The organism is Ureibacillus sp. GCM10028918 (assembly GCF_042666115.1).
Taxonomy (GTDB): domain Bacteria; phylum Bacillota; class Bacilli; order Bacillales_A; family Planococcaceae; genus Ureibacillus.
On the sequence record NZ_JBHTFK010000002.1, the window covers coordinates 127,932 to 147,832 of the forward strand.

The 19,901-nt window shown below is 37.2% G+C and carries 21 protein-coding genes, 1 tRNA gene and 1 riboswitch; of the genes, 19 read left to right on the forward strand and 3 right to left on the reverse strand.

From position 1 onward, the window contains the following. Positions 1-26: 26 nt before the first annotated feature. The 5 genes from ACFQU5_RS00570 (at position 27) to ACFQU5_RS00590 (ending at position 6,084) form a co-directional block, all read left to right on the forward strand. Positions 27-800 (forward strand): electron transfer flavoprotein subunit beta/FixA family protein, encoded by a 774-nt coding sequence (locus ACFQU5_RS00570; protein ID WP_390283648.1) that lies wholly within the window; start codon positions 27-29, stop codon positions 798-800. A 121-nt stretch (positions 801-921) separates the two neighbouring features. Continuing rightward, positions 922-1,899, forward strand: a complete 978-nt coding sequence (locus tag ACFQU5_RS00575; protein ID WP_390283650.1) for an electron transfer flavoprotein subunit alpha/FixB family protein — start codon at positions 922-924, stop codon at positions 1,897-1,899. Between the two features lie 219 nt (positions 1,900-2,118). Further along, the gene (gene trxA, locus ACFQU5_RS00580; RefSeq protein ID WP_486394997.1) at positions 2,119-2,433 is read left to right on the forward strand and encodes a thioredoxin; all 315 of its coding nucleotides are present in this window, start codon (positions 2,119-2,121) and stop codon (positions 2,431-2,433) included. Between the two features lie 269 nt (positions 2,434-2,702). Continuing rightward, positions 2,703-4,493 (forward strand): excinuclease ABC subunit UvrC, encoded by a 1,791-nt coding sequence (gene uvrC / locus ACFQU5_RS00585; protein ID WP_390283653.1) that lies wholly within the window; start codon positions 2,703-2,705, stop codon positions 4,491-4,493. A 29-nt stretch (positions 4,494-4,522) separates the two neighbouring features. Next, positions 4,523-4,707: riboswitch (Lysine riboswitch) on the forward strand. 153 nt (positions 4,708-4,860) lie between these two features. After that, complete coding sequence (locus tag ACFQU5_RS00590; RefSeq protein WP_390283656.1) at positions 4,861-6,084, forward strand: aspartate kinase; 1,224 nt, start codon at positions 4,861-4,863, stop codon at positions 6,082-6,084. Positions 6,085-6,205: 121 nt separating this feature from the next. Here the strand turns inward: ACFQU5_RS00590 and ACFQU5_RS00595 are convergent, their stop codons facing one another. After that, positions 6,206-6,622 (reverse strand): YslB family protein, encoded by a 417-nt coding sequence (locus ACFQU5_RS00595; RefSeq protein WP_390283659.1) that lies wholly within the window; start codon positions 6,620-6,622, stop codon positions 6,206-6,208. 269 nt (positions 6,623-6,891) lie between these two features. Here ACFQU5_RS00595 and ACFQU5_RS00600 point away from each other — a divergent pair, with 269 nt between their 5' ends. From ACFQU5_RS00600 to ACFQU5_RS00655, 12 genes are all read left to right on the forward strand, one after another. Then, positions 6,892-7,506, forward strand: a complete 615-nt coding sequence (locus ACFQU5_RS00600; protein ID WP_390283662.1) for a succinate dehydrogenase cytochrome b558 subunit — start codon at positions 6,892-6,894, stop codon at positions 7,504-7,506. 59 nt (positions 7,507-7,565) lie between these two features. Further along, positions 7,566-9,311 carry a succinate dehydrogenase flavoprotein subunit gene (gene sdhA / locus ACFQU5_RS00605; protein WP_390283664.1) on the forward strand — a complete coding sequence of 582 codons (1,746 nt, stop codon included), beginning with the start codon at positions 7,566-7,568 and terminating at the stop codon, positions 9,309-9,311. Positions 9,312-9,332: 21 nt separating this feature from the next. Continuing rightward, on the forward strand, positions 9,333-10,112 hold the full coding sequence (gene sdhB / locus ACFQU5_RS00610; protein WP_390283666.1) for a succinate dehydrogenase iron-sulfur subunit: 780 nt from the start codon (positions 9,333-9,335) through the stop codon (positions 10,110-10,112). 480 nt (positions 10,113-10,592) lie between these two features. Beyond that, the gene (locus ACFQU5_RS00615; protein WP_390283668.1) at positions 10,593-11,036 is read left to right on the forward strand and encodes an acyl-CoA thioesterase; all 444 of its coding nucleotides are present in this window, start codon (positions 10,593-10,595) and stop codon (positions 11,034-11,036) included. A 72-nt stretch (positions 11,037-11,108) separates the two neighbouring features. Beyond that, on the forward strand, positions 11,109-11,330 hold the full coding sequence (locus tag ACFQU5_RS00620; RefSeq protein ID WP_036198757.1) for a helix-turn-helix domain-containing protein: 222 nt from the start codon (positions 11,109-11,111) through the stop codon (positions 11,328-11,330). A 142-nt stretch (positions 11,331-11,472) separates the two neighbouring features. Next, a complete protein-coding gene (locus ACFQU5_RS00625; RefSeq protein ID WP_390283670.1) occupies positions 11,473-11,913 on the forward strand; it encodes a MarR family winged helix-turn-helix transcriptional regulator in 441 nt (146 codons plus the stop codon). A 19-nt stretch (positions 11,914-11,932) separates the two neighbouring features. After that, complete coding sequence (gene racE / locus ACFQU5_RS00630) at positions 11,933-12,727, forward strand: glutamate racemase (RefSeq protein ID WP_390283672.1); 795 nt, start codon at positions 11,933-11,935, stop codon at positions 12,725-12,727. Positions 12,728-13,000: 273 nt separating this feature from the next. Further along, positions 13,001-13,759 carry a ribonuclease PH gene (gene rph / locus ACFQU5_RS00635; RefSeq protein ID WP_390283674.1) on the forward strand — a complete coding sequence of 253 codons (759 nt, stop codon included), beginning with the start codon at positions 13,001-13,003 and terminating at the stop codon, positions 13,757-13,759. After that, on the forward strand, positions 13,759-14,352 hold the full coding sequence (locus tag ACFQU5_RS00640; RefSeq protein WP_390283676.1) for an XTP/dITP diphosphatase: 594 nt from the start codon (positions 13,759-13,761) through the stop codon (positions 14,350-14,352). Before rph ends, ACFQU5_RS00640 begins: the two co-directional genes overlap by 1 nt. Before the next feature lie 301 nt (positions 14,353-14,653). After that, a complete protein-coding gene (locus ACFQU5_RS00645; RefSeq protein ID WP_390283678.1) occupies positions 14,654-15,160 on the forward strand; it encodes a metallophosphoesterase in 507 nt (168 codons plus the stop codon). Between the two features lie 123 nt (positions 15,161-15,283). Further along, positions 15,284-15,357: transfer RNA gene (locus tag ACFQU5_RS00650), tRNA-Arg, on the forward strand. A 754-nt stretch (positions 15,358-16,111) separates the two neighbouring features. Further along, positions 16,112-16,672 carry an Ltp family lipoprotein gene (locus ACFQU5_RS00655; RefSeq protein WP_390283680.1) on the forward strand — a complete coding sequence of 187 codons (561 nt, stop codon included), beginning with the start codon at positions 16,112-16,114 and terminating at the stop codon, positions 16,670-16,672. A 229-nt stretch (positions 16,673-16,901) separates the two neighbouring features. Here ACFQU5_RS00655 and ACFQU5_RS00660 read toward each other — a convergent pair whose 3' ends face one another. Further along, a complete protein-coding gene (locus ACFQU5_RS00660) occupies positions 16,902-17,411 on the reverse strand; it encodes a DUF2179 domain-containing protein (protein ID WP_390283682.1) in 510 nt (169 codons plus the stop codon). 962 nt (positions 17,412-18,373) lie between these two features. Between ACFQU5_RS00660 and ACFQU5_RS00665 the strand changes: the two genes are divergently transcribed. Together ACFQU5_RS00665 and ACFQU5_RS00670 are read left to right on the forward strand one after the other, a co-directional pair. Then, positions 18,374-18,736: a Na-translocating system protein MpsC family protein gene (locus tag ACFQU5_RS00665; protein ID WP_390283684.1), complete on the forward strand. Its 363-nt coding sequence runs from the start codon at positions 18,374-18,376 to the stop codon at positions 18,734-18,736. A gap of 255 nt (positions 18,737-18,991) precedes the next feature. Continuing rightward, the gene (locus tag ACFQU5_RS00670; RefSeq protein WP_390283686.1) at positions 18,992-19,144 is read left to right on the forward strand and encodes a multidrug transporter; all 153 of its coding nucleotides are present in this window, start codon (positions 18,992-18,994) and stop codon (positions 19,142-19,144) included. Between the two features lie 193 nt (positions 19,145-19,337). Here ACFQU5_RS00670 and ACFQU5_RS00675 read toward each other — a convergent pair whose 3' ends face one another. Beyond that, positions 19,338-19,658, reverse strand: a complete 321-nt coding sequence (locus ACFQU5_RS00675) for a Cif family virulence factor (RefSeq protein WP_390283688.1) — start codon at positions 19,656-19,658, stop codon at positions 19,338-19,340. Positions 19,659-19,901 lie beyond the last annotated feature (243 nt).

The following is a 19,901-nucleotide window of genomic DNA, read 5'->3' on the forward strand; positions in this document are numbered from 1 at the left end:
ATAATCGCATTGGGAGGTTAGTGGAAATGAATATTTTTGTATTAGTAAAACGTACTTTTGACACAGAGGAAAAAATTGTTATTGCAAATGGCAAAATTCAAGAGGATGGTGCTGAATTTATCATCAACCCTTATGATGAGTATGCAATTGAAGAAGCAATCCAGATTCGTGATGCCAAGGGAGGCAAAGTAACCGTAGTAACAATCGGTGGAGAAGACGCCGAGAAACAACTCAGAACGGCATTAGCCATGGGTGCTGACGAAGCGGTTCTTATTAATACAGAAGATGATTTGGATGAATTAGATCAATATTCTGCCGCTCACATTCTAGCAGAATATTTAAAAGATAAAGAGGTTGATTTAATTTTAGCTGGTAATGTGGCAATTGACGGTGGTACTGGTCAAGTTGGACCACGTGTTGCAGATTTACTAGGCATCAACTATGTAACAACAATTACTGATTTAGAAATTGATGGTACAAATGTAAAGATTGTTCGTGATATTGAAGGGGATTCAGAGATAATCGAAACTTCCTTACCGTTATTAGTGACAGCTCAACAAGGTTTAAATGAACCTCGTTATCCATCTCTTCCGGGGATTATGAAAGCCAAGAAGAAACCGCTTGCAGAGCTTGAGCTAGATGATTTAGATATTGATGAGGACGATGTAGAAGTGAAAATTGAAATTGTGGATATTTATCTGCCACCTCAAAAAGCAGCTGGTCGTGTATTGGAAGGAGAACTTTCACAACAAGTGAAGGAACTTGTTAACTTACTTCATTCAGAGGCAAAAGTAATCTAAAGAATAGAAAACTTAGCTAATCGAAAAGATCTTTAGCGATTAGCTATAGTTGCACTTACGCGGATAAGAAAGTTCTAAACTTTCTTATCCGTAAACAAAGACGGTAACGGAGGGATTTTCAATGGCAAACAAAGTATTGGTATTAGGCGAAGTTCGTGATGGTGGTTTACGTAACGTTTCATTTGAAGCAATCGCTGCAGCAAAACAAATTGCTGATGGTGGTGAGGTAGTAGGGGTGTTGCTTGGCGATCGTGTTGCACAGCTTGCAAGTGAGTTGATTGCTTATGGTGCAGACCGCGTTGTAACAGTTGAACATCCACATTTAAAATCATATACATCAGATGGCTATAGCCAAGCATTGCTGGCAGTCTATGAGCAAGAACAACCAGATGGCATTGTATTTGGGCATACATCTTTAGGAAAAGATGTGTCTCCAAAATTGGCTTCAAGATTAAAATCCGGTCTCATTTCAGACGTAACTGAAATTGAAGGCTCTGGGGATGATGCAGTTTTCATTCGCCCAATCTACTCTGGTAAAGCGTTTGAAAAAGTAAAAATTAAAGAAGGTATTGTATTTGTGACAATTCGTCCAAACAACATTAAACCATTAGATAAAAATGCAAGTCTCACAGGTGATGTAACTTCACTTTCGGTGGATGTACAAAATTTACGTACTATCATAAAAGACGTTGTTCGCAAAGCAACAACTGGTGTGGATTTATCTGAAGCCAAAGTTGTCGTTGCAGGTGGCCGTGGCGTGAAATCTGCAGAAGGTTTCGAGCCATTAAAAGAACTTGCTAATTTACTTGGCGGTGCTGTAGGTGCATCGCGTGGTGCATGTGACGCTGATTACTGTGATTATTCGCTGCAAATCGGCCAAACCGGTAAAGTTGTTACTCCTGACCTTTATATTGCAGCAGGAATTTCTGGAGCAATTCAACATTTAGCTGGTATGTCAAATTCAAAAGTAATTGTCGCGATTAACAAAGACCCGGAAGCAAATATCTTCAAAGTAGCCGACTATGGAATTGTTGGGGATTTATTCGAAGTAATTCCTATGCTTATTGAAGAATTTAAAGCTCTAAAAGTTAATTCTTAATGGATATTTACTCAAAACCTCGCCAAAATATTGGTGAGGTTTTTGTATGGATTAAATGCACATAGTCTTTAGCTTTCTATATCTCATGACGTTCTATTTTGCCATTAAGATTATAAAAGAATTGTAAATTTATTGTATCAATTTCAGTTCACTTTACTACCTCAATTATTTCTATCGTGATATACTACATTCAGATTTAGATTTAAGGAGGCTATTAAAATGGCAATTGTTCATGTAACAGATCAAAACTTTTCAGAAGAAATCGCGTCAGGCGTTGTATTAGTAGATTTTTGGGCTACTTGGTGTGGGCCGTGTAAAATGATCGCTCCTGTATTGGAAGAAATCGATGCAGAAATCGGCGATCAAGTTAAAATCGCAAAGCTTGATGTAGACAACAACCAAGGAACTGCTGCTGAATACCAAGTAATGTCAATTCCTACATTACTTTTATTCAAAGACGGTGAACTAAAAGCGAAAACAGTTGGGTTCCAACCAAAAGAAGCTCTAATCGAATTCATTAACAACAACCAATAAAAAAATATCCCAAAAGTTTACAAGCTTTTGGGATATTTTTTATTTAGATTTAGACAAAAAGCTGTCTAACTTAGAAAGCCCACTAGGTGGCACAATAAATTTCGGAGGTTTTACAAGCAGAAACTTTTGTAAGCGCTCCTTTACATATTTCTGCAACCGAAGCTACTTTAATAATTCATTTTGCCAGCTGAGTTGAAAATCCAGTTTTCAATTCCGTAAACCTCTCTAAATGCATTATAATAATAAAAAAGCTCGTAAGGGTGAGATAGATGAATGAAACGATTCAAAATAAATTAGCCATTTTACCAGATGAGCCTGGTTGCTATTTAATGAAAGATCGTCAAGGAACGATTATTTATGTAGGGAAAGCCAAGGTGCTAAAAAACCGGGTTCGTTCTTACTTTAATAGTTCACACGACGGCAAAACACAAAGATTAGTAAGTGAAATTGAAGACTTTGAATATATCGTGACCTCCAGTGACCTAGAGGCGTTAATTTTAGAATTAAATCTTATTAAGTTACATGATCCCAAATATAACGTGATGTTGAAGGATGATAAAACTTATCCATATATCAAAATTACAAATGAAAAATATCCGCGCATTATAACAACTCGTAAAGTAAAAAAAGATAAAGCAAAATATTTCGGTCCATATCCTAATGCCTATGCAGCAACTGAAACGAGAAAACTCCTTGACCGTTTATACCCATTAAGAAAATGTTTGCGTCTTCCGGATCGGGTATGCTTGTATTATCATCTAGGTCAATGTTTGGCACCATGTGTAAAAGAAATTGAGCCAAAAGTTTACAAAGAGATGATTGAAGAAATTACGAAGTTTTTAAATGGCGGCTTTGAAGATGTAAAGTTAGATATCGAAAAGAAAATGCTAGAGGCAGCCGAAAATCTAGAATTTGAACGTGCGAAAGAATTTCGAGATCAAATTGCCCATATTGAAACGGTTATGCAAAAACAAAAGATGGTTACTGGAGATTTATCGAACCGTGATGTATTTGGTTACGCCGTTGAAAAAGGCTGGATGTGTGTTCAAGTATTCTTTGTCCGACAAGGAAAGTTAATAGAACGAGATGTATCCATCTTTCCAATTTATCGAGATTCAGAAGAAGAATTTCTCACATTTATAGGTCGATTCTATGATATCCCTGAACATATAAAACCAAGGGAAATTTTCATTCCATCCCAGATTGATAAAGCACTTTTAGAAAAGTATCTGGATGTAGAAGTTATCATTCCAAAACGTGGATCGAAAAAGGAACTCGTTGACTTGGCGATGAAAAATGCCCAAATTGGAATCCGAGAAAAATTCCAACTAATTGAACGCCAAGAGGAACGTACAGTTGGTGCTTGTGAAGAGCTTGGTGATGCAATGGAAATCAGCCCACCTCTTCGAATTGAAGCTTTTGACAACAGCCATATGCACGGAACGGATGCGGTATCCGCGATGGTTGTTTTTGTTGATGGGAAACCAGCTAAGAAAGAATACCGGAAATATAAATTACGGGAAACCGCTAAGCATGATGACTATGGAGCAATGCAAGAAGTTATTCGCCGCAGATATACCAGAGTGTTGAAGGATGACTTGCCATTGCCCGATTTAATTATAATTGATGGTGGGAAAGGGCAGATGGAAGTCGCACGGGAAGTTATTGAAGATGAACTCGGGTTATTCATTCCAATTGCAGGACTTGCCAAGGATGATAAGCATAATACTTCACAATTGCTATTTGGTGAACCTGCAGTCCCGGTCGAAATGAAAAGAACGAGTGATGGTTTTTATCTATTACAAAGAATTCAAGATGAAGTCCATCGATTCGCCATTACGTTTTTACGTCAACAGCATCAAACACATGCGATTCAGTCTGTATTAGATGAAATAGAAGGTGTTGGACCAAAACGCAAGCAGCAGCTATTAAAGCATTTTGGTTCGATTAAGAAAATTAAAGCCTCATCCGTGGAAGAATTGATGGAGGCTCATATACCGAGTGCAACCGCTAAAGCAATCTACAATCACTTTCACAAAGACTCATTGTCAACGGAATAATTGTATGATATTGTTAATTAAAATTGCTATAACATGATAGAGGTGCAAGGTGCAATAGTAGACTTTCTGGAGGATGGACAATGCCGTTGAAGGATCGTGAAAGGGTAACTTGCCGAAGTAATAAATCCATTGTCTAGATTTATTTGCTGGTTTTGCATTGAACAAATGCAAGATTGTCAGAATCAAATTGCGATTCTGGAGGGCTATCTCATAACGTTCCGTCACTTTAGGTAAGTTCTCGAGACAGCTTTTCACGTTTTTGTGAAATGCTGTCTTTTTTAGTGAAGATGGATAAAGCTCTGATACTAGAACAAGTTTTCTGAATTGAAAAAATCTTGATGAATGTATTTGAAAGGGAGAGGTGTCTATGACAACAATCGTAGTGAAAATAGACAGTACAGCACTATCAACACCAGAAAAAATTGAACAAATCGCAGATAGATTGATTGAACAAAAAAACGCAGGGAAAAAAGTGGTTGCGGTTGTACCGCCTTTAGACAATCTAGAGGATAAGCTGCTTCACTATTCACAAATCTTATCGGATAATCCCTCAAATAGAGAACAACACGCACTGAATGTACTTAATATCCAAGTAGCAAGTAGTCTACTAGCAATCTCCCTTGTAAAGAAAGGTGTTCAGGCCGTCTCTTTAAATGGGTGGCAGGCAGGAATCGAAGTAGTCGAAACGAATCAAAATGTGATAATCAATGGCATCAATCCTGAAACTATTATCAAGCATTTGAACAATGATGAGTTTGTAATTGTAGCGGGCTCACAAGGAATTGACAAGAATCATAACATCTTATTAATGGGTGAAGGCGGCCCGGAAACGACAGCCGTTGCAATTGGAGCAGCAATTCAAGCTGAGCAGGTCGAAATTCTTACTGTCCAAGATGGAATTTATACTGCAGATCCGGCAGTAGTCAAGCAAGCAAGGAAGCTAAATCAAATTACTTATGATGAGATGCTGGAACTCGCCAATCTTGGCTCTACATATATTCATCCGCGTGCGGTAGAGTTAGCTAAAATTGTTGAAATACCATTAGTTGTACGTTCTTGTACAGAAAATCAAGAAGGTACATTGATAAAGGGAGAGGTAGACATGGAGAAAAATTTAATTGTTCGTAGTGTAGCATATGAAGCAGACATAATTCGTTTAACAGTTGGTTATGATTCGTATGAACAATCATCCCTTGCTGATATCTTTACAACTCTTGCAGAACACAATATTGATGTCGATATAATTGTCCAAGCAGTGATTGATGGTGTCAAACCAACCGTCTCTTTCTCTATTGCAAAAGAAGATTTCGCAGAAGCCATTAAGGTATTAGAGAAAAATAAAGCCAAACTAATGTTTAGTTTCGCAGATTTTGAGGTGGGATTAGCCAAAGTTTCAATTGTTGGAGCAGGTATGGTATCAAATCCTGGTGTAGCTGCTCGTATGTTTGATCGTTTACGTAAAGAGAGAATCTTAGTTAAAATGGTGAGTACTTCCGAAATTAAAGTATCTGTTGTCGTTCCACAGGACGAAATGGTCCGTGCAGCGAATGCATTGCATGATGAATTTAATCTTGTTGAGGTAACTGCTTAACAATCAAAAAAGCCAATTCTTGTTTCGTGTGAATACATACAAGAATTGGCTTTGTCTAATTGTATAGAAGGAATCAGTTAAATAGCATCTAACGAAAAAACGTCATACGTATAACATCTCCCTATTGCACTTTCTCTTTTTTATCCCATTTTACTGTAAATGTTATATGCTGTTGCTTTTCGTTTTTTTCGTCATAGCATTCGGTTAGGCAGCCATTGATGGACTGAAGCTGCTGGGCAATAAAACCTGCTTCAATTCGAAATGAGCGTTCAGTAATTTTTAATAATTCGACATCATTTGTAAGTTGAAAAACACAGCCATCCTTTTCTTCCTCAGTTAAAGTTAGATTGCCCCAACCTGTATCTTGGAAAAAGGATATTATCAGTTGGATATCGGTACATGGAAATTTTCTTGCCAAGTCTTTACCAGCCCAATAGAGTACATCTTTTTCATGTTTTCCAAGAATCGTGGGGAGCAAGTAATCACGCAAAATATCATAACCAAAGACTGGAACAGTTTTGTTCTCATTTGATGTCATTTAAAAATACCTCTTTCTTATTTTTCTTGTAATAGTATAAATTAACAAAAAATTTCAGGTAACTAGAAATTTTCACCGTAAAATAGTATAAATACCTTCTAAAAGGAGGTATAAAAAGTCGGAAGTCACCTTGACGCTTGTACCACTTGAGAGTACAATGGACATGTCATAATATTGTACCATTATGAAATACACAGTCAATGATGGATCGTTTACAAAATGGTGACGATATTGTCAGGTATTTAAAAGTACTGAGGGGGGTAATAGTCTTGTCGAAAAATCATGAGTTTTACTGGAGACGCTTACATTCACTACTAGGTGTAATTCCTGTAGGTCTGTTTTTAGTGTTCCACTTATCACTGAACTTCACTGCTACAGGTGGAGAAGAATCTTACAACAATGCAACAGGGATGATGGAATTAGTTCCTCACTGGCTACTGTTGATTGTTGAATGGATCGTAATCTACATACCAATTCTATTCCACGGATTATACGGTCTGTATATTGCATTTACTGCTACACCAAATGTGAAACGCTTTGGAACATTCCGTAACTGGATGTTCGTATTACAACGTTTTACAGGGGTATTCCTTGTAATCTTCATTGCTTGGCATATTTTCCAAACGCGTATTCAAAAAGCACTTGGAGCAGACGTTGACTTTAATATGATGGAAGAAATCGTTAACAATCCATTTATGTTAGCATTCTATATTGTAGGTATTTTATCTGCTACATTCCATTTAGCGAACGGTCTTTGGTCATTCCTGGTAAGCTGGGGAATTACACAATCTGCAAGCTCTCAAAAAGTTGCAACTTACGTAACAATGATCTTCTTCGTTCTATTAAGTATCGTTGGTGTTGCTGCAATTCTAGCATTCGTATAATTATATTAGTAGAACATCCGAATAGGTAAAGAGCAAATTAAGAGGAGTGAAGAGTAATCATGGCGAAAAGCAAAATCATCGTCGTAGGTGGCGGTTTAGCCGGTTTAATGGCTACGATGAAAGCTGCCGAAGAAGGCGCTGAAGTTGAATTATTCTCATTAGTTCCCGTAAAACGTTCACACTCCGTATGTGCGCAAGGCGGAATTAATGGTGCTGTAAATACAAAAGGTGAAGGGGATTCTCCTTGGATTCACTTTGATGATACTGTATATGGTGGAGACTTCTTAGCAAACCAACCACCTGTAAAAGCAATGTGTGATGCCGCTCCTGGTATCATTCACTTATTTGACCGTATGGGTGTTATGTTCAACCGTACACCAGAAGGTCTTATTGACTTCCGTCGTTTCGGTGGTACATTAATGCACCGAACTGCATTCTCTGGTGCAACAACTGGTCAACAATTACTTTATGCTTTGGACGAGCAAGTTCGCCGTTATGAAGTAGATGGTTTAGTAACGAAATACGAACACTGGGAGTTCCTGGGAGCAGTTCTTGATGACGAAGGCCATTGCCGTGGTATCGTAGCACAAGATATGAAAACTGAAGAAATTAGATCATTCCGCTCTGACGCTGTTATTATGGCAACAGGTGGTCCTGGTATTATCTTTGGTAAATCAACAAACTCAATCATCAACACTGGTTCTGCAGCATCTATCGTTTACCAACAAGGTGCAAGCTATGCAAACGGTGAAATGATTCAAATTCACCCAACAGCGATTCCTGGGGACGACAAAAACCGTCTAATGTCAGAATCTGCACGTGGTGAAGGTGGTCGTATCTGGACTTACAAAGACGGTAAGCCTTGGTACTTCCTAGAAGAAAAGTATCCAGCTTACGGTAACCTAGTACCTCGTGATATCGCAACTCGTGAAATCTTTGATGTATGTGTAAACCAAAAATTAGGGGTTAATGGAGAAAACGTTGTATATCTAGACCTTTCTCACAAAGATCCACATGAGTTAGATGTTAAACTTGGTGGAATCATCGAAATCTACGAAAAATTCGTAGGTGATGACCCACGTAAATTACCAATGAAAATCTTCCCTGCAGTTCACTACTCAATGGGTGGTTTATGGGTAGATTACGATCAAATGACTGAAATTCCTGGTCTTTTTGCAGCAGGTGAATGTGACTATTCACAACACGGTGCAAACCGTCTAGGTGCGAACTCATTACTTTCAGCGATTTATGGTGGTAGCGTAGCTGGACCAAACGCTGTTCAATATGTCAAAGCCTTAAAGAAACATGCGGAAGATCTTCCACAATCTATTTTCGACACTCGCGTTCAAGAAGAACAAGAAAAATGGGATGCGATTCTTAAGTTAAATGGAACTGAAAACGCATACTTAATTCACAAAGAGCTTGGTGAATTAATGACTGACAATGTAACGGTAGTACGCTACAATGATCGACTTGAAGCAACTTACGATAAACTTACTGAATTACTGCAACGTTGGGAAAACATTAATATCAACGACACGCAAAAATGGAGTAACCAAGGGGCTCACTTCACTCGTCAGTTGAAAAACATGTTATACCTTGCTCGTGTAATTACTAAAGGCGCACTTTTACGTAACGAATCTCGTGGAGCGCATTACAAACCAGATTTCCCAGAACGTGATGATGAAAACTTCTTAAAAACAACAATGGCGAAGTTCAATCCACAAACTGGTGAACCTGAAATTTCTTATGCAGAAGTAGACGTTTCCCTAATTCCGCCACGTAAACGTGACTATTCTTCATAAACTTAAGGGAGGTCATTAATCATGACAACACCAGTAGAAACTGGAAGAACTGTTAAAATGGAAATCCTTCGTCAAGATACTGAAGGTGGCGCAACTCGTTGGGAAAAATTCGAAGTACCATATCGTCCTGGTATGAACGTAATCTCTGCCTTGATGGCAATTCAAATGAATCCCGTAACGGCTGATGGACAAAATACATCTCCTGTAACTTGGGATATGAACTGTCTTGAAGAGGTATGTGGTGCATGTTCTATGGTTATTAATGGTCGTCCGCGTCAATCATGTTCTACATTGATTGACCAATTAGAACAACCGGTACGTTTAGAACCAATGAAAACTTTCCCTGTGGTACGTGATTTACAAGTTGATCGCAGCCGTATGTTTAACGCACTTAAAAAAGTTAAAGCATGGGTTCCAATCGATGGAAGTTACGATTTAGGTGAAGGTCCACGTATGCCTGAACGTAAACGTCAATGGGCTTACGAGTTATCTAAATGTATGACTTGTGGTGTATGTATGGAAGCATGTCCAAATGTATCTGAAAAAGCTTCATTTATCGGACCGGCACCATTATCACAAGTTCGTTTATTCAATACACACCCAACTGGTGCAATGAATAAAGATGAGCGTCTTGCTGAAATTATGGGCGATGGTGGCCTTGCAAACTGCGGTAACTCACAAAACTGTGTAGCTGCATGTCCAAAAGGTATTCCACTAACTGCTTCAATTGCAGCGCTTAACCGTTCAACAACTGTTCAAATGTTCCGTAACTTCTTCGGTTCAGACAATATGGTTGACTAATATATTATTAACTTAATAATAAGAAACAATCAGTTTCTTCCTATCAAAAAGGGTATCTGAGTCATTTTCTTGACTTTCAGATACCCTTTTTGCGTTGTGTTGCATATGATAGGGCGATATAAAATTCTTCATGCTTTTACTGAAACAAAACCTCTTCTAAAATAATTTCTATTCATCCCTAGAGGGAAAACGGATATCTTTCGGATAGTGTTCGTGAATCCTCGACAGTTCCATTCTATACGAGGATTTATCCCCAATCTATACCAAATTAGTAGAACAATCCCTTTAATCTCCGTAGTCATTTTTGGTATACTTTAATGAACCATAATTCATTTTAGAGCGACCTTTCGTGAAAAGAACGTGCATAGGGAAGCTAGTGTCTACTGTAGTAGCTACTTTCACGGTAAAACTGCAAGGGATAAACGACAAAGGATAAATGATATGGGGATAGGGAGAAAATGGGGGAAGGGGTATTTAAACATGAAGGCAAATTATATTGGCGATTTAAAAAAATGGGAGGAAGAATTCAAGTTCTTTGTTGAGGTAACCGTCAGATTTTCAGAAACCGATATGTATGGGCATTTGAACAATACGGTACCATTTGTTTACTTTGAATATGCCCGTATTGAGTTTATGAAACATATCGGCTTTACAAATTTTTCAGCAGAAGGAAAGAACACAATTTCTGTTGTGGCCGATTTGCAATGTGATTTTCTACAACAAGTTTACTTTGATGAAACTCTCCGAATCTATGTAAAGGCAGCAAGAATTGGGAACTCTTCAATTGACATTCATTATTTAGCAAAAAACATTAATGACGAACCTGTATTTACCGGCAGAGGGACGATTGTTCAAATCGATAAATCTTCGGGTAAAGCCATTCCTTGGGATGAAAAAGAAATATTAATATTACAAGAGAAATAGTGAAAATGCCCTCACAGCCTTTCAACTCTTATCATACTTTACATAGAAGAGGAGATAGGAGGGTGTTGCCTTATGAATAGCCCGCAGCATCGTTCACTTTTGACGAAGAGAGAACGGGAAATTTTCCAGTTGCTTATCCTAGATTATTCTACTAAGGATATTTCGCAAAAGTTGGGCATAAGCGAAAAAACGGTGCGTAATCATATTTCAAACACGATTCAGAAACTGGGCGTATCCAGTAGATCACAAGCTTTAATTGAATTGCTGAGGCTAGAAGAATTATCATTACACTGATTGGATGCTTGCTATTTCGCCAAAAACACTTCAAAATAGAATTATATATTGATGTCTAGCATAAATATTTTGTTCCGAGTAACATAAACGGATTTCAAAGTCGCTAATGACTGAATTGATTCTTGAGGAGTGACTGCACTAAATGAGGAAGGACGAAAAGCACAGCCACGATACAGTAGCATTTTTAGAAAAGGAACTACGCTTTATTTCACATTTAATTAAACAAAAGGGTAGAGAAATATTAAGCAACTATACGATAACACCTCCACAATTTGTAGCGCTTCAATGGTTACATGAATCGGGCGATATGACAATTGGTGAATTATCGAATAAAATGTATTTAGCTTTTAGTACGACAACCGATTTAGTTGATCGTATGGAAAAAAATGAATTAGTAGTGCGTATTCGTGACGAGCAAGACCGCCGAGTTGTACACATTCATTTACTTCAAGAAGGCGAACGAATTATCGAAGAAGTAATCGAAAAAAGACAGAATTATTTACAGGATGTATTAGTAGATTTTGATGTAGCTGAAGTAGAAAGCTTATCAAAATTACTAAATAAACTCCATCAACAAATGTAATAGGATAGAGGCGGTTTTTGTGAATGCCCCGATAGGCGTTATTGATTCAGGCGTTGGCGGCTTAACGGTTGCAAAACAAATGATGAAGTTATTACCAAAAGAAACAATATACTATATCGGTGATACAGCAAGATGTCCATATGGACCGCGTAACAGACGCGAAGTACTGCACTTTACATGGCAAATGGCTAAAGCATTGGAAAAGATGAATATAAAAATGCTCGTCGTCGCATGTAATACAGCAACTGCGGTAGCGCTAGAAAGTCTGCAGAAGCATCTGTCGATTCCAGTCGTCGGTGTGATAAATGCAGGTGCACGCGCAGCAGAGAAAAAAACAAAAAGCAATGAAATTGTCGTACTTGCAACTGAAGGTACAATAAAAAGTGGAGCATATGAAAATGCTCTACTTTCTTTAAGTACGAAGGCGAAAATAATTCCTCTTGCGTGTCCGACATTTGTCCCGCTTGTAGAAAGTGGGGAATATGAAGGTCAGTTTGCATTCGACTTAGTAGCAAAAGGGTTAAAGCCGCTAGCCGACAAAAAGTTTGATACTGTTATCTTAGGATGTACGCATTATCCAATTATCCAGCATCATATTGAAAAAGTTGTAGGGTCCCAGGTAGCAGTTCTATCATCTGCAGAGGAAACGGCAAAGGAAGTAAAGGATATACTCGAATATAATCGAGAGCTTTCAACTTCTAAAAGCAATCCACACCATGTATTCTTTGCAACAGGTTCAGTACCCATCTTTCGAATGATTGCAAACAACTGGTTGGAATCGAAAGAGCTAGATATACGGCGTATAGATCTATAAACTTATTCAATGGTACTCTCTCTTTTTCGTATATCAAATTTGATATGCAAACTTATCATAAAGCTCAAAAGTAGACTATCCTATTTTTGGGCTTTTTTAATGTTTTTCTTTACATTGTAAAGTGAAGGTGTGTTTGAAAATTGGAATTGTTTTGAGCTGTTTGTGGGTCTGGCACGCAAACAATACGCAAATAGTATTTTGCCCGGTTCGCTACTCGAAAAGAGTGATAAATTGTGGTAAGATGGGTAGCGCGAAACAACGAGGAGGATATTTATGACAAGACATGATGGACGAGCTGTAGAACAACTACGAAAAGTCAACATTGAAACAAATTATTTAATGCATCCAGAAGGCTCTGTACTTATTCAAGTGGGCGATACAAAAGTCATTTGTACAGCTACAGTAGATGATCGAGTTCCTGGCTTCTTGCGTGGACAAGGAAAAGGATGGATTACCGCCGAATATTCTATGCTTCCAAGAGCAACAGCAGAACGGACACAGCGTGATTCTTCTCGTGGAAAGATTAACGGACGTACAATGGAAATTCAACGCTTAATCGGACGTGCATTACGTGCAATCGTCGATTTAGAGGCACTAGGAGAAAAAACAATCTGGATTGATTGTGATGTAATTCAAGCGGATGGGGGGACTCGCACTGCTTCAATTACAGGAGCTTTTGTCGCATTAACTCAGGCGCTTGCCAAAATTCATGAAGTTAAACCATTTGCGAAATTCCCGATTGTCGATTACTTAGCTGCAACAAGTGTAGGCTTTGTCGATGAGATTGGGGCAGTACTCGACTTAGATTATATTGAAGATTCTAGCGCAGCGGTGGATATGAATCTGGTGATGACTGGCAGCGGTCGTTTTGTTGAAATCCAAGGAACAGGCGAAGAGGCAACATTCTCCCGAAGTGAACTAAACGAATTATTGGATTTAGGCGAAAAGGGGATTCGTGAATTAATCGCGATTCAAACATCTGTGCTTGGGGATACAGCAACACTAGTCAGAAGAGAGAAGGAGGAAGCGTAATGAAACAAGTCGTGATCGCAACAAAAAATAAAGGCAAAGCAAAAGATTTCGAAGCACTTTTTTCTCCACTAGGTTATGAAGTCGTAACAATGTTTGAAGTAGCCCCTGAAATGGAAATAGAAGAGACAGGGAAGACTTTTGAGGAAAACGCCATATTAAAGGCAGAAACCCTTTCTCGGGAGCTTGGCAAAGTAGTTATTGCAGATGATAGCGGATTAGCCGTAGATGCCCTTAACGGTGAGCCTGGCGTGTATTCTGCGCGTTATGCAGGCGATCACGATGACGAAGCTAATATTGTAAAAGTACTCGAGAAATTAGAAGGTATTCCTGAAACGGAGCGTACGGCACGTTTCTGCTGTGCATTAGCTATCGCGGGTCCAGAAATGGAGACACATACAGTATTCGGTACGTGCGAAGGAGTAATTTTGCATGAAAAACGTGGAACAAACGGATTCGGCTATGACCCAATCTTCTTTGTACCACATTTGAATCGTGCAATGGCCGAATTAACACCTGATGAAAAAGGCGCCATTTCACACCGTGGCAATGCAATTCGCAAATTAGCAGAAAAACTGCCGAAATTGATGAAATAGTTTTTTGCGGCTTGAGAGGCTATGTGGAGTGGATGGGCTAGAATTAATGGATTTTATTGAAATGCCCGGTAAATTAGAAAATATGTCCGGTAAAATTGAATTTATGTCCGTTACAATTGAAAAAGTGACCGGTTAAATTCGAATTCTGCCTGGAAAATCAGAAATTGTTCAGTAAGTTCTTAAAAGTGTCCTTTTTTAGCAAAAGAAGTGTGTCCAGTATTTAGAGGAACCTTGCGGGAATATGTAGTAATCCCATTTCCTAAAGATACTGGACATCTTTTCAATAGGAGGTGTGTATATCGTGAAATTATTAGTAATGAGTGATACCCACGGGGATGCAGAGGTTATCAAACAAGTGCGTGAAGCGAATCAAAATGTAGATGCCATTATCCATTGTGGCGACAGTGAACTTGCATTTGATCATCCCTATTTAGAAGGGATAAGAAAAGTGCGCGGCAATTGCGACCAGGATAATCGATTCCCAAAAGAGGATTTGTTCGAAGTTGAAGGTATAAAAGTATTTGTTGCCCATGGACATTTATTAAATGTAAAATCGACAATCATGAATTTACTTTACCGTGCACAAGAAGTAGAGGCAAACGTAGCCTTTTTTGGTCACTCCCATGTATTAGGGGCAGAGTTGGTGGACAATATATTATTCGTGAATCCAGGAAGTTTGCTCAAACCGCGTGGTATTGCTGAAAAAAGTTATGTCGTTGTGGAATTTGCGAATCATAATTGGAATGTCACAGCATATAATGATAAAGGTGAAGAAATCTTTACAAATTCCTATGAAATAACCGAGTAATACTAGAAACGAAAAAAATTATAAGAAATAAAATTTTATTTTACAAATACCGTTGACTTTTCCATTTTTAAAGCATATAATAATAATTGTCTTTCAGGTTATTTGCTAACTTGATTGTCAAATGTCTCAGTAGCTCAGCCGGATAGAGCATACGCCTTCTAAGCGTACGGTCGGGGGTTCGAATCCCTCCTGGGACGTATCAAGGTTCAGATTGGATAAGTTTGAACCGACAAAACAGCGCTTCAAATCCTTAATATCGAGGATTTGTGGCGCTTTTCCTTTTTTTGAGAAAAAGTTAGAAAACGATAATTAGACATTTTAGTTAAACAAGAATTAGTGATAAAATAGTTAAATGAGGTTATCGCAATTGAAGTTAGTAGTTAATTCAAGATTACGGTGGTACAAAGCAAATTCAGTGGTATCTTGAAATATTTTAGAGATTAGTAAAACCTTGATTGGCTTAATGCCTTTCAAGGTTTCTTTTTTATTGTTGGGCTACCCAATGATAAATAGTTCATTTATTTTGATGATCCAACTGGTACTACAAAAAGACCTTCATTACAGCAAACTGGCGGTTCTAGTTCAATAGCAGGGCATTTAAGATATCAAGGTTATCTGGTTTCGGAGGATGTGTTAGTAAGGCGATTGTGGGAAGTTGTCCATTTAAAATCATTCCTGGGGTTTCTATTAAGCCTCGTTCTAACGTTTTAGTCACTTAGAAAAAGTGGAAACATGAGTTTTTCAAAACCTTTTAGACATAAAAAAGTTGGATTACAATCTATTAGCATTACTTATAGTTTTAATAAACTATTGTGATAGTAATATATTAAATTGATGACAAAACAGGAACTAATTTCCTATAAAAAATTAAATTTACGTTCCAAAAATATTACAAATATGCTACAATTGATTGCAATGTTAAGAAAATAATATTTTTTGGAGGACTTACATATGTCAAACGAGTTAAAACCTGCAAAGGTTAAAAAACCATTCTATAAGAAATGGTGGGTGTGGGTACTCGCTGTTATTATCATTGGAAGTATCGCAACTGGTGGTGGTGAGGAAGAAGTAACAGCACCTGAAAGTACAACTGAACCTGTTGAAGCACCTGTTGAAACGGAAACTGTTGCAGAACCTGTTGAAGCAGAAATTGTTGAGACAGAACCGGCTAAAGAAGAACCTGTTGTTGAACCTGTTAAAGAAGAATCGAAAGAACCTGAACTATCTCTTTCTCAACAAAATGCAATTCGTCAAGCTGAGTCATATCTTGAGTACACAGCGTTTTCTAAGAGTGGTCTAATCGAACAATTAGAGTACGAGGGTTACCCTACTGAGGAAGCAACATACGCTGTAAATAACATTTCAGTAGATTGGAAAGAACAAGCTGCAAAACAAGCACAAGCATACCTTGACTATTCGTCATTTTCAAGAACAGGTCTGATTGAACAATTAGAATATGAAGGGTTTTCTACTGAGGAAGCAACATACGGTGTTGACCAAGTAGGTCTTTAAGCTAAAGGAATTTAGGGATTCGGTCGTGGCTTCGGTCACCGATGCAGAATCCCTTTTATGTTGCCTTCAAAATACAGCAGATGTCTGTCTTGTTAGGGGCGAATCTATTACTAAGTCTTTCGTTATTGTGAATTAAAAATAGTATCATAGTATAGTGGGATTATTTCTAAACATCCAAAAAAGAGATACCAACTCAAGTATCTCTTTTTTGCAATTTAAACATATTCTATTACTTTCTAAGCAAACCATATCCACCGTGAATTACTTTTACATCTGATGATGTTATAAGTGCTTTTTCAACCTTTTGCCCAATGTCTTCAATCACTTTATCTTTCATTTTACGTTTTAAGTGAAGGATCAGGATGCTTCTGTTCGTGTCTCTCCCTTTTCCATTCATGACCGTTACGGCTACATTGTGGCTTCGCAGGTAATCCGCCAAGTCTTGTCCCTCACTTTCATCCACGATAACTTGAATGGTAATAAGTCCGATGGCTAATTTGCCTTCAAGCCATATTCCAATATAGTTCCCGACCGCAAAGCCGATTGCATAAGCGACCATATTTGCAGGGTTTTCACTAATGTCGATTAATACAACACTTACTACCTTTAACCAAATAAGGACTTCAATGAAGGCGATTAAAGAAGAGTATCCTTTCATCCCTTTTGAGATAAAAACAGTCCGAACGGTACTCAAAGAAACCTCAATTACTTTCGCAAATAAGATGATGATAAATTCCATATCGTTTTCCTCCGAACTTTTGAAAATTATGTCCTTCGAAATAGTCTAGCTAACGACTTTTGCAGTAAATAGTTGCTCGGTTCTATACAGTCTAATTATCCCTAATACCCCTTCGTAAAACGTGATACGACCAATCTTATATTTACTATAGGCTTCATCTTTCATAATATGGCCAGCCAATGCCAATGCCAAATATGAGTCAGAAATCAAGGGAATTTATGATATAATGCCTGCCTTTAGTGAATTCTGTTGAAGAACTTTGTAAATTTATAATTAAAACAAGAATAAGGGTTCATTTTATATTTATGGCCTTTTCTTGAAATTTTTTAATATGCAAAATATGCTAGAAGATAATATAGTAAACTGTTCTAAGCAGTTAATTGATAAAGTGACCAAAAATACAAATTTAATTATCTTGACCTTGACAGGGAGTCAACTAAATAATAGAATTTTATATATAGATAGAGTTTTATACGTTCCTATTACCTTAGTTTGATAGTCAATATTTGACATTGATTATCAATCAAAAGCCAAAAGGGAACTAGAATAATATTTGTGAATAAAAGGTAGACTATTTAAAAAACCTAAACTAGGTTAGTTAAAAGTAAACCGACAATTTTCAAAGTCTAATGGTTTGAGTATTTGAGACCATTATCTTTTTAATTGTCGGTTTTTTATCATTTACGATCTAAAGCAATGGACTCGGTAGAATTGAAGGATTTCAAATGACGCAAAAGAGTGAAAATTTATATGTTCAACATCTTGGATACGATTGGCATCAATTGATTCAAAGGGACATTGGGAGAAGGGGTTTTTAAGTTATTTGTCCGTTCGAAAATCGAGACTTGTGCCATATAGGAAGAAATTTTAGCTTATTGTTAAAAAACTGGTGGATATAGACTATAGCGGAATTTCAAAAAAATAATGTATAACGATTATTTATGGAATGGAAGGAAGTCATTATGGAAAAAACAAAAGGTGTTCTTGAGGCCGAGATCAGTAAAGTGTTAACTCATTGGGAGAAAAATTATCTTGGGCGCGGTTCCGTTTCAGTTAAAGCAGATATCTTGCGAGATATGGTGGTTGTTGTGTTGAGAGGGGTGTTAACACCTGCTGAATATTCAGTATGCCGAGAAAAAGAGGGCCTATTATCAGTAAAAGAAATGCGAAATAGCTTGGTGGAATCAGGTGTTAAAGAAATAAAAGAAGCACTATTGGATATAACAGGTATAGAAGTGGTGAGTTTTTATACCGATTTGAGTACAATAACTGGGGAACGCATTATGGTCTTTAGGCTTTCAGAGGATTTGCAAAGTAAATTATGATGTAACAATTATACTAATGGGTTGCTTTAATAATCATCTAAAATCAGGCGCTTTACCTAAATAAAGATAAGAGGTACTCATCTCAAATAAATATTTTAATAAGATAGAATGTAACCGTGTTTCTTTAACTTCTGTGATAAGAAATTGATATAAAAATCCATAATTTTTAATGTTGGAGATTGTTACCTAAACTTAACTTAAACGTTGTATTCAATCGATATACAAGAGTAAGGTCATAGAGGAGGATTAAATTATATGGATAAGAATAAAACATCAGTACCTCACTTAGATACAAACCTAAAAAATAATCCTGAAACTTATGATAAGGAAATGCATCTGAATATAGAGGAAACGATAGCTAAAAATAAGGAAATAATAGAGAAAAATCGCGAAATGCTACGAAAATAGAAAATTATTCATCCTCTTAATTTGTTTATATTTTCGAGAAGAAGAACAACAAAATTAGCCCAATTTAAGTTTAAGTAATAACATGTAATATTCTTTTCAGCTATTAGAATATAATTGCAAGAAGATATTCGAGTATTTTAAAACCGCCTTTCCAATTGTGGAGGGCGGTCTTTTTTATTTCTCGAATCAAATATTATCTTGGACGTACAATGTACTCGTCAATATGTCCATTTTTAAAAGTAGCGCATCCTACACATTCAAGTTTAATATCTCCGAGGTAACAATCATATTCCATCGAATTTGCATTCAATTTTATAATTTCAGCACGAATTTTATTATTTTCTAAAGCTAATTTAAAGGCTTCTCTTAATTGCTCTCTTCCACTTGCAACCAAGTCTGGTGCATTTAGTGTTCGTGCTGCCCCATCGTCTATTCGACAGTCTTCAGTAAATAATTTTGAGATACCTTCGAAATCGCTCTTGTTTAATAGAGCAACATATTGTTCTAATAGCATATACTTTCCTCCATTTTAAAATATTCCAACATTTATACATATGGTAATAGATTCTATGATTTTAAATAATGATTTATCACAATTTTAAACAGAAACTACTTTGCTCTTACAATAAAAAGAGCTGTTTATATTTCCTTTTAATCACTAATAGTTTAGGACTTGTATTGTAGAGATTAATGAAAGACGTACGAAACCATTAATTAGTTTATAAACTAAGCCTGCTCAGTATAACGGTTGAGCAGG

Bases quoted from the DNA above. Each gene is read 5' to 3' on its own strand.
- ACFQU5_RS00570 (WP_390283648.1), top strand. From the start codon at position 27: ATGAATATTTTTGTATTAGTAAAACGTACTTTTGACACAGAGGAAAAA.
- ACFQU5_RS00575 (WP_390283650.1), top strand. From the start codon at position 922: ATGGCAAACAAAGTATTGGTATTAGGCGAAGTTCGTGATGGTGGTTTA.
- trxA (WP_486394997.1), top strand. From the start codon at position 2,119: ATGGCAATTGTTCATGTAACAGATCAAAACTTTTCAGAAGAAATCGCG.
- uvrC (WP_390283653.1), top strand. From the start codon at position 2,703: ATGAATGAAACGATTCAAAATAAATTAGCCATTTTACCAGATGAGCCT.
- ACFQU5_RS00590 (WP_390283656.1), top strand. From the start codon at position 4,861: ATGACAACAATCGTAGTGAAAATAGACAGTACAGCACTATCAACACCA.
- ACFQU5_RS00595 (WP_390283659.1), bottom strand. From the start codon at position 6,622: ATGACATCAAATGAGAACAAAACTGTTCCAGTCTTTGGTTATGATATT.
- sdhA (WP_390283664.1), top strand. From the start codon at position 7,566: ATGGCGAAAAGCAAAATCATCGTCGTAGGTGGCGGTTTAGCCGGTTTA.
- sdhB (WP_390283666.1), top strand. From the start codon at position 9,333: ATGACAACACCAGTAGAAACTGGAAGAACTGTTAAAATGGAAATCCTT.
- ACFQU5_RS00615 (WP_390283668.1), top strand. From the start codon at position 10,593: ATGAAGGCAAATTATATTGGCGATTTAAAAAAATGGGAGGAAGAATTC.
- ACFQU5_RS00620 (WP_036198757.1), top strand. From the start codon at position 11,109: ATGAATAGCCCGCAGCATCGTTCACTTTTGACGAAGAGAGAACGGGAA.
- ACFQU5_RS00625 (WP_390283670.1), top strand. From the start codon at position 11,473: ATGAGGAAGGACGAAAAGCACAGCCACGATACAGTAGCATTTTTAGAA.
- rph (WP_390283674.1), top strand. From the start codon at position 13,001: ATGACAAGACATGATGGACGAGCTGTAGAACAACTACGAAAAGTCAAC.
- ACFQU5_RS00640 (WP_390283676.1), top strand. From the start codon at position 13,759: ATGAAACAAGTCGTGATCGCAACAAAAAATAAAGGCAAAGCAAAAGAT.
- ACFQU5_RS00655 (WP_390283680.1), top strand. From the start codon at position 16,112: ATGTCAAACGAGTTAAAACCTGCAAAGGTTAAAAAACCATTCTATAAG.
- ACFQU5_RS00660 (WP_390283682.1), bottom strand. From the start codon at position 17,411: ATGGAATTTATCATCATCTTATTTGCGAAAGTAATTGAGGTTTCTTTG.
- ACFQU5_RS00665 (WP_390283684.1), top strand. From the start codon at position 18,374: ATGGAAAAAACAAAAGGTGTTCTTGAGGCCGAGATCAGTAAAGTGTTA.
- ACFQU5_RS00670 (WP_390283686.1), top strand. From the start codon at position 18,992: ATGGATAAGAATAAAACATCAGTACCTCACTTAGATACAAACCTAAAA.
- ACFQU5_RS00675 (WP_390283688.1), bottom strand. From the start codon at position 19,658: ATGCTATTAGAACAATATGTTGCTCTATTAAACAAGAGCGATTTCGAA.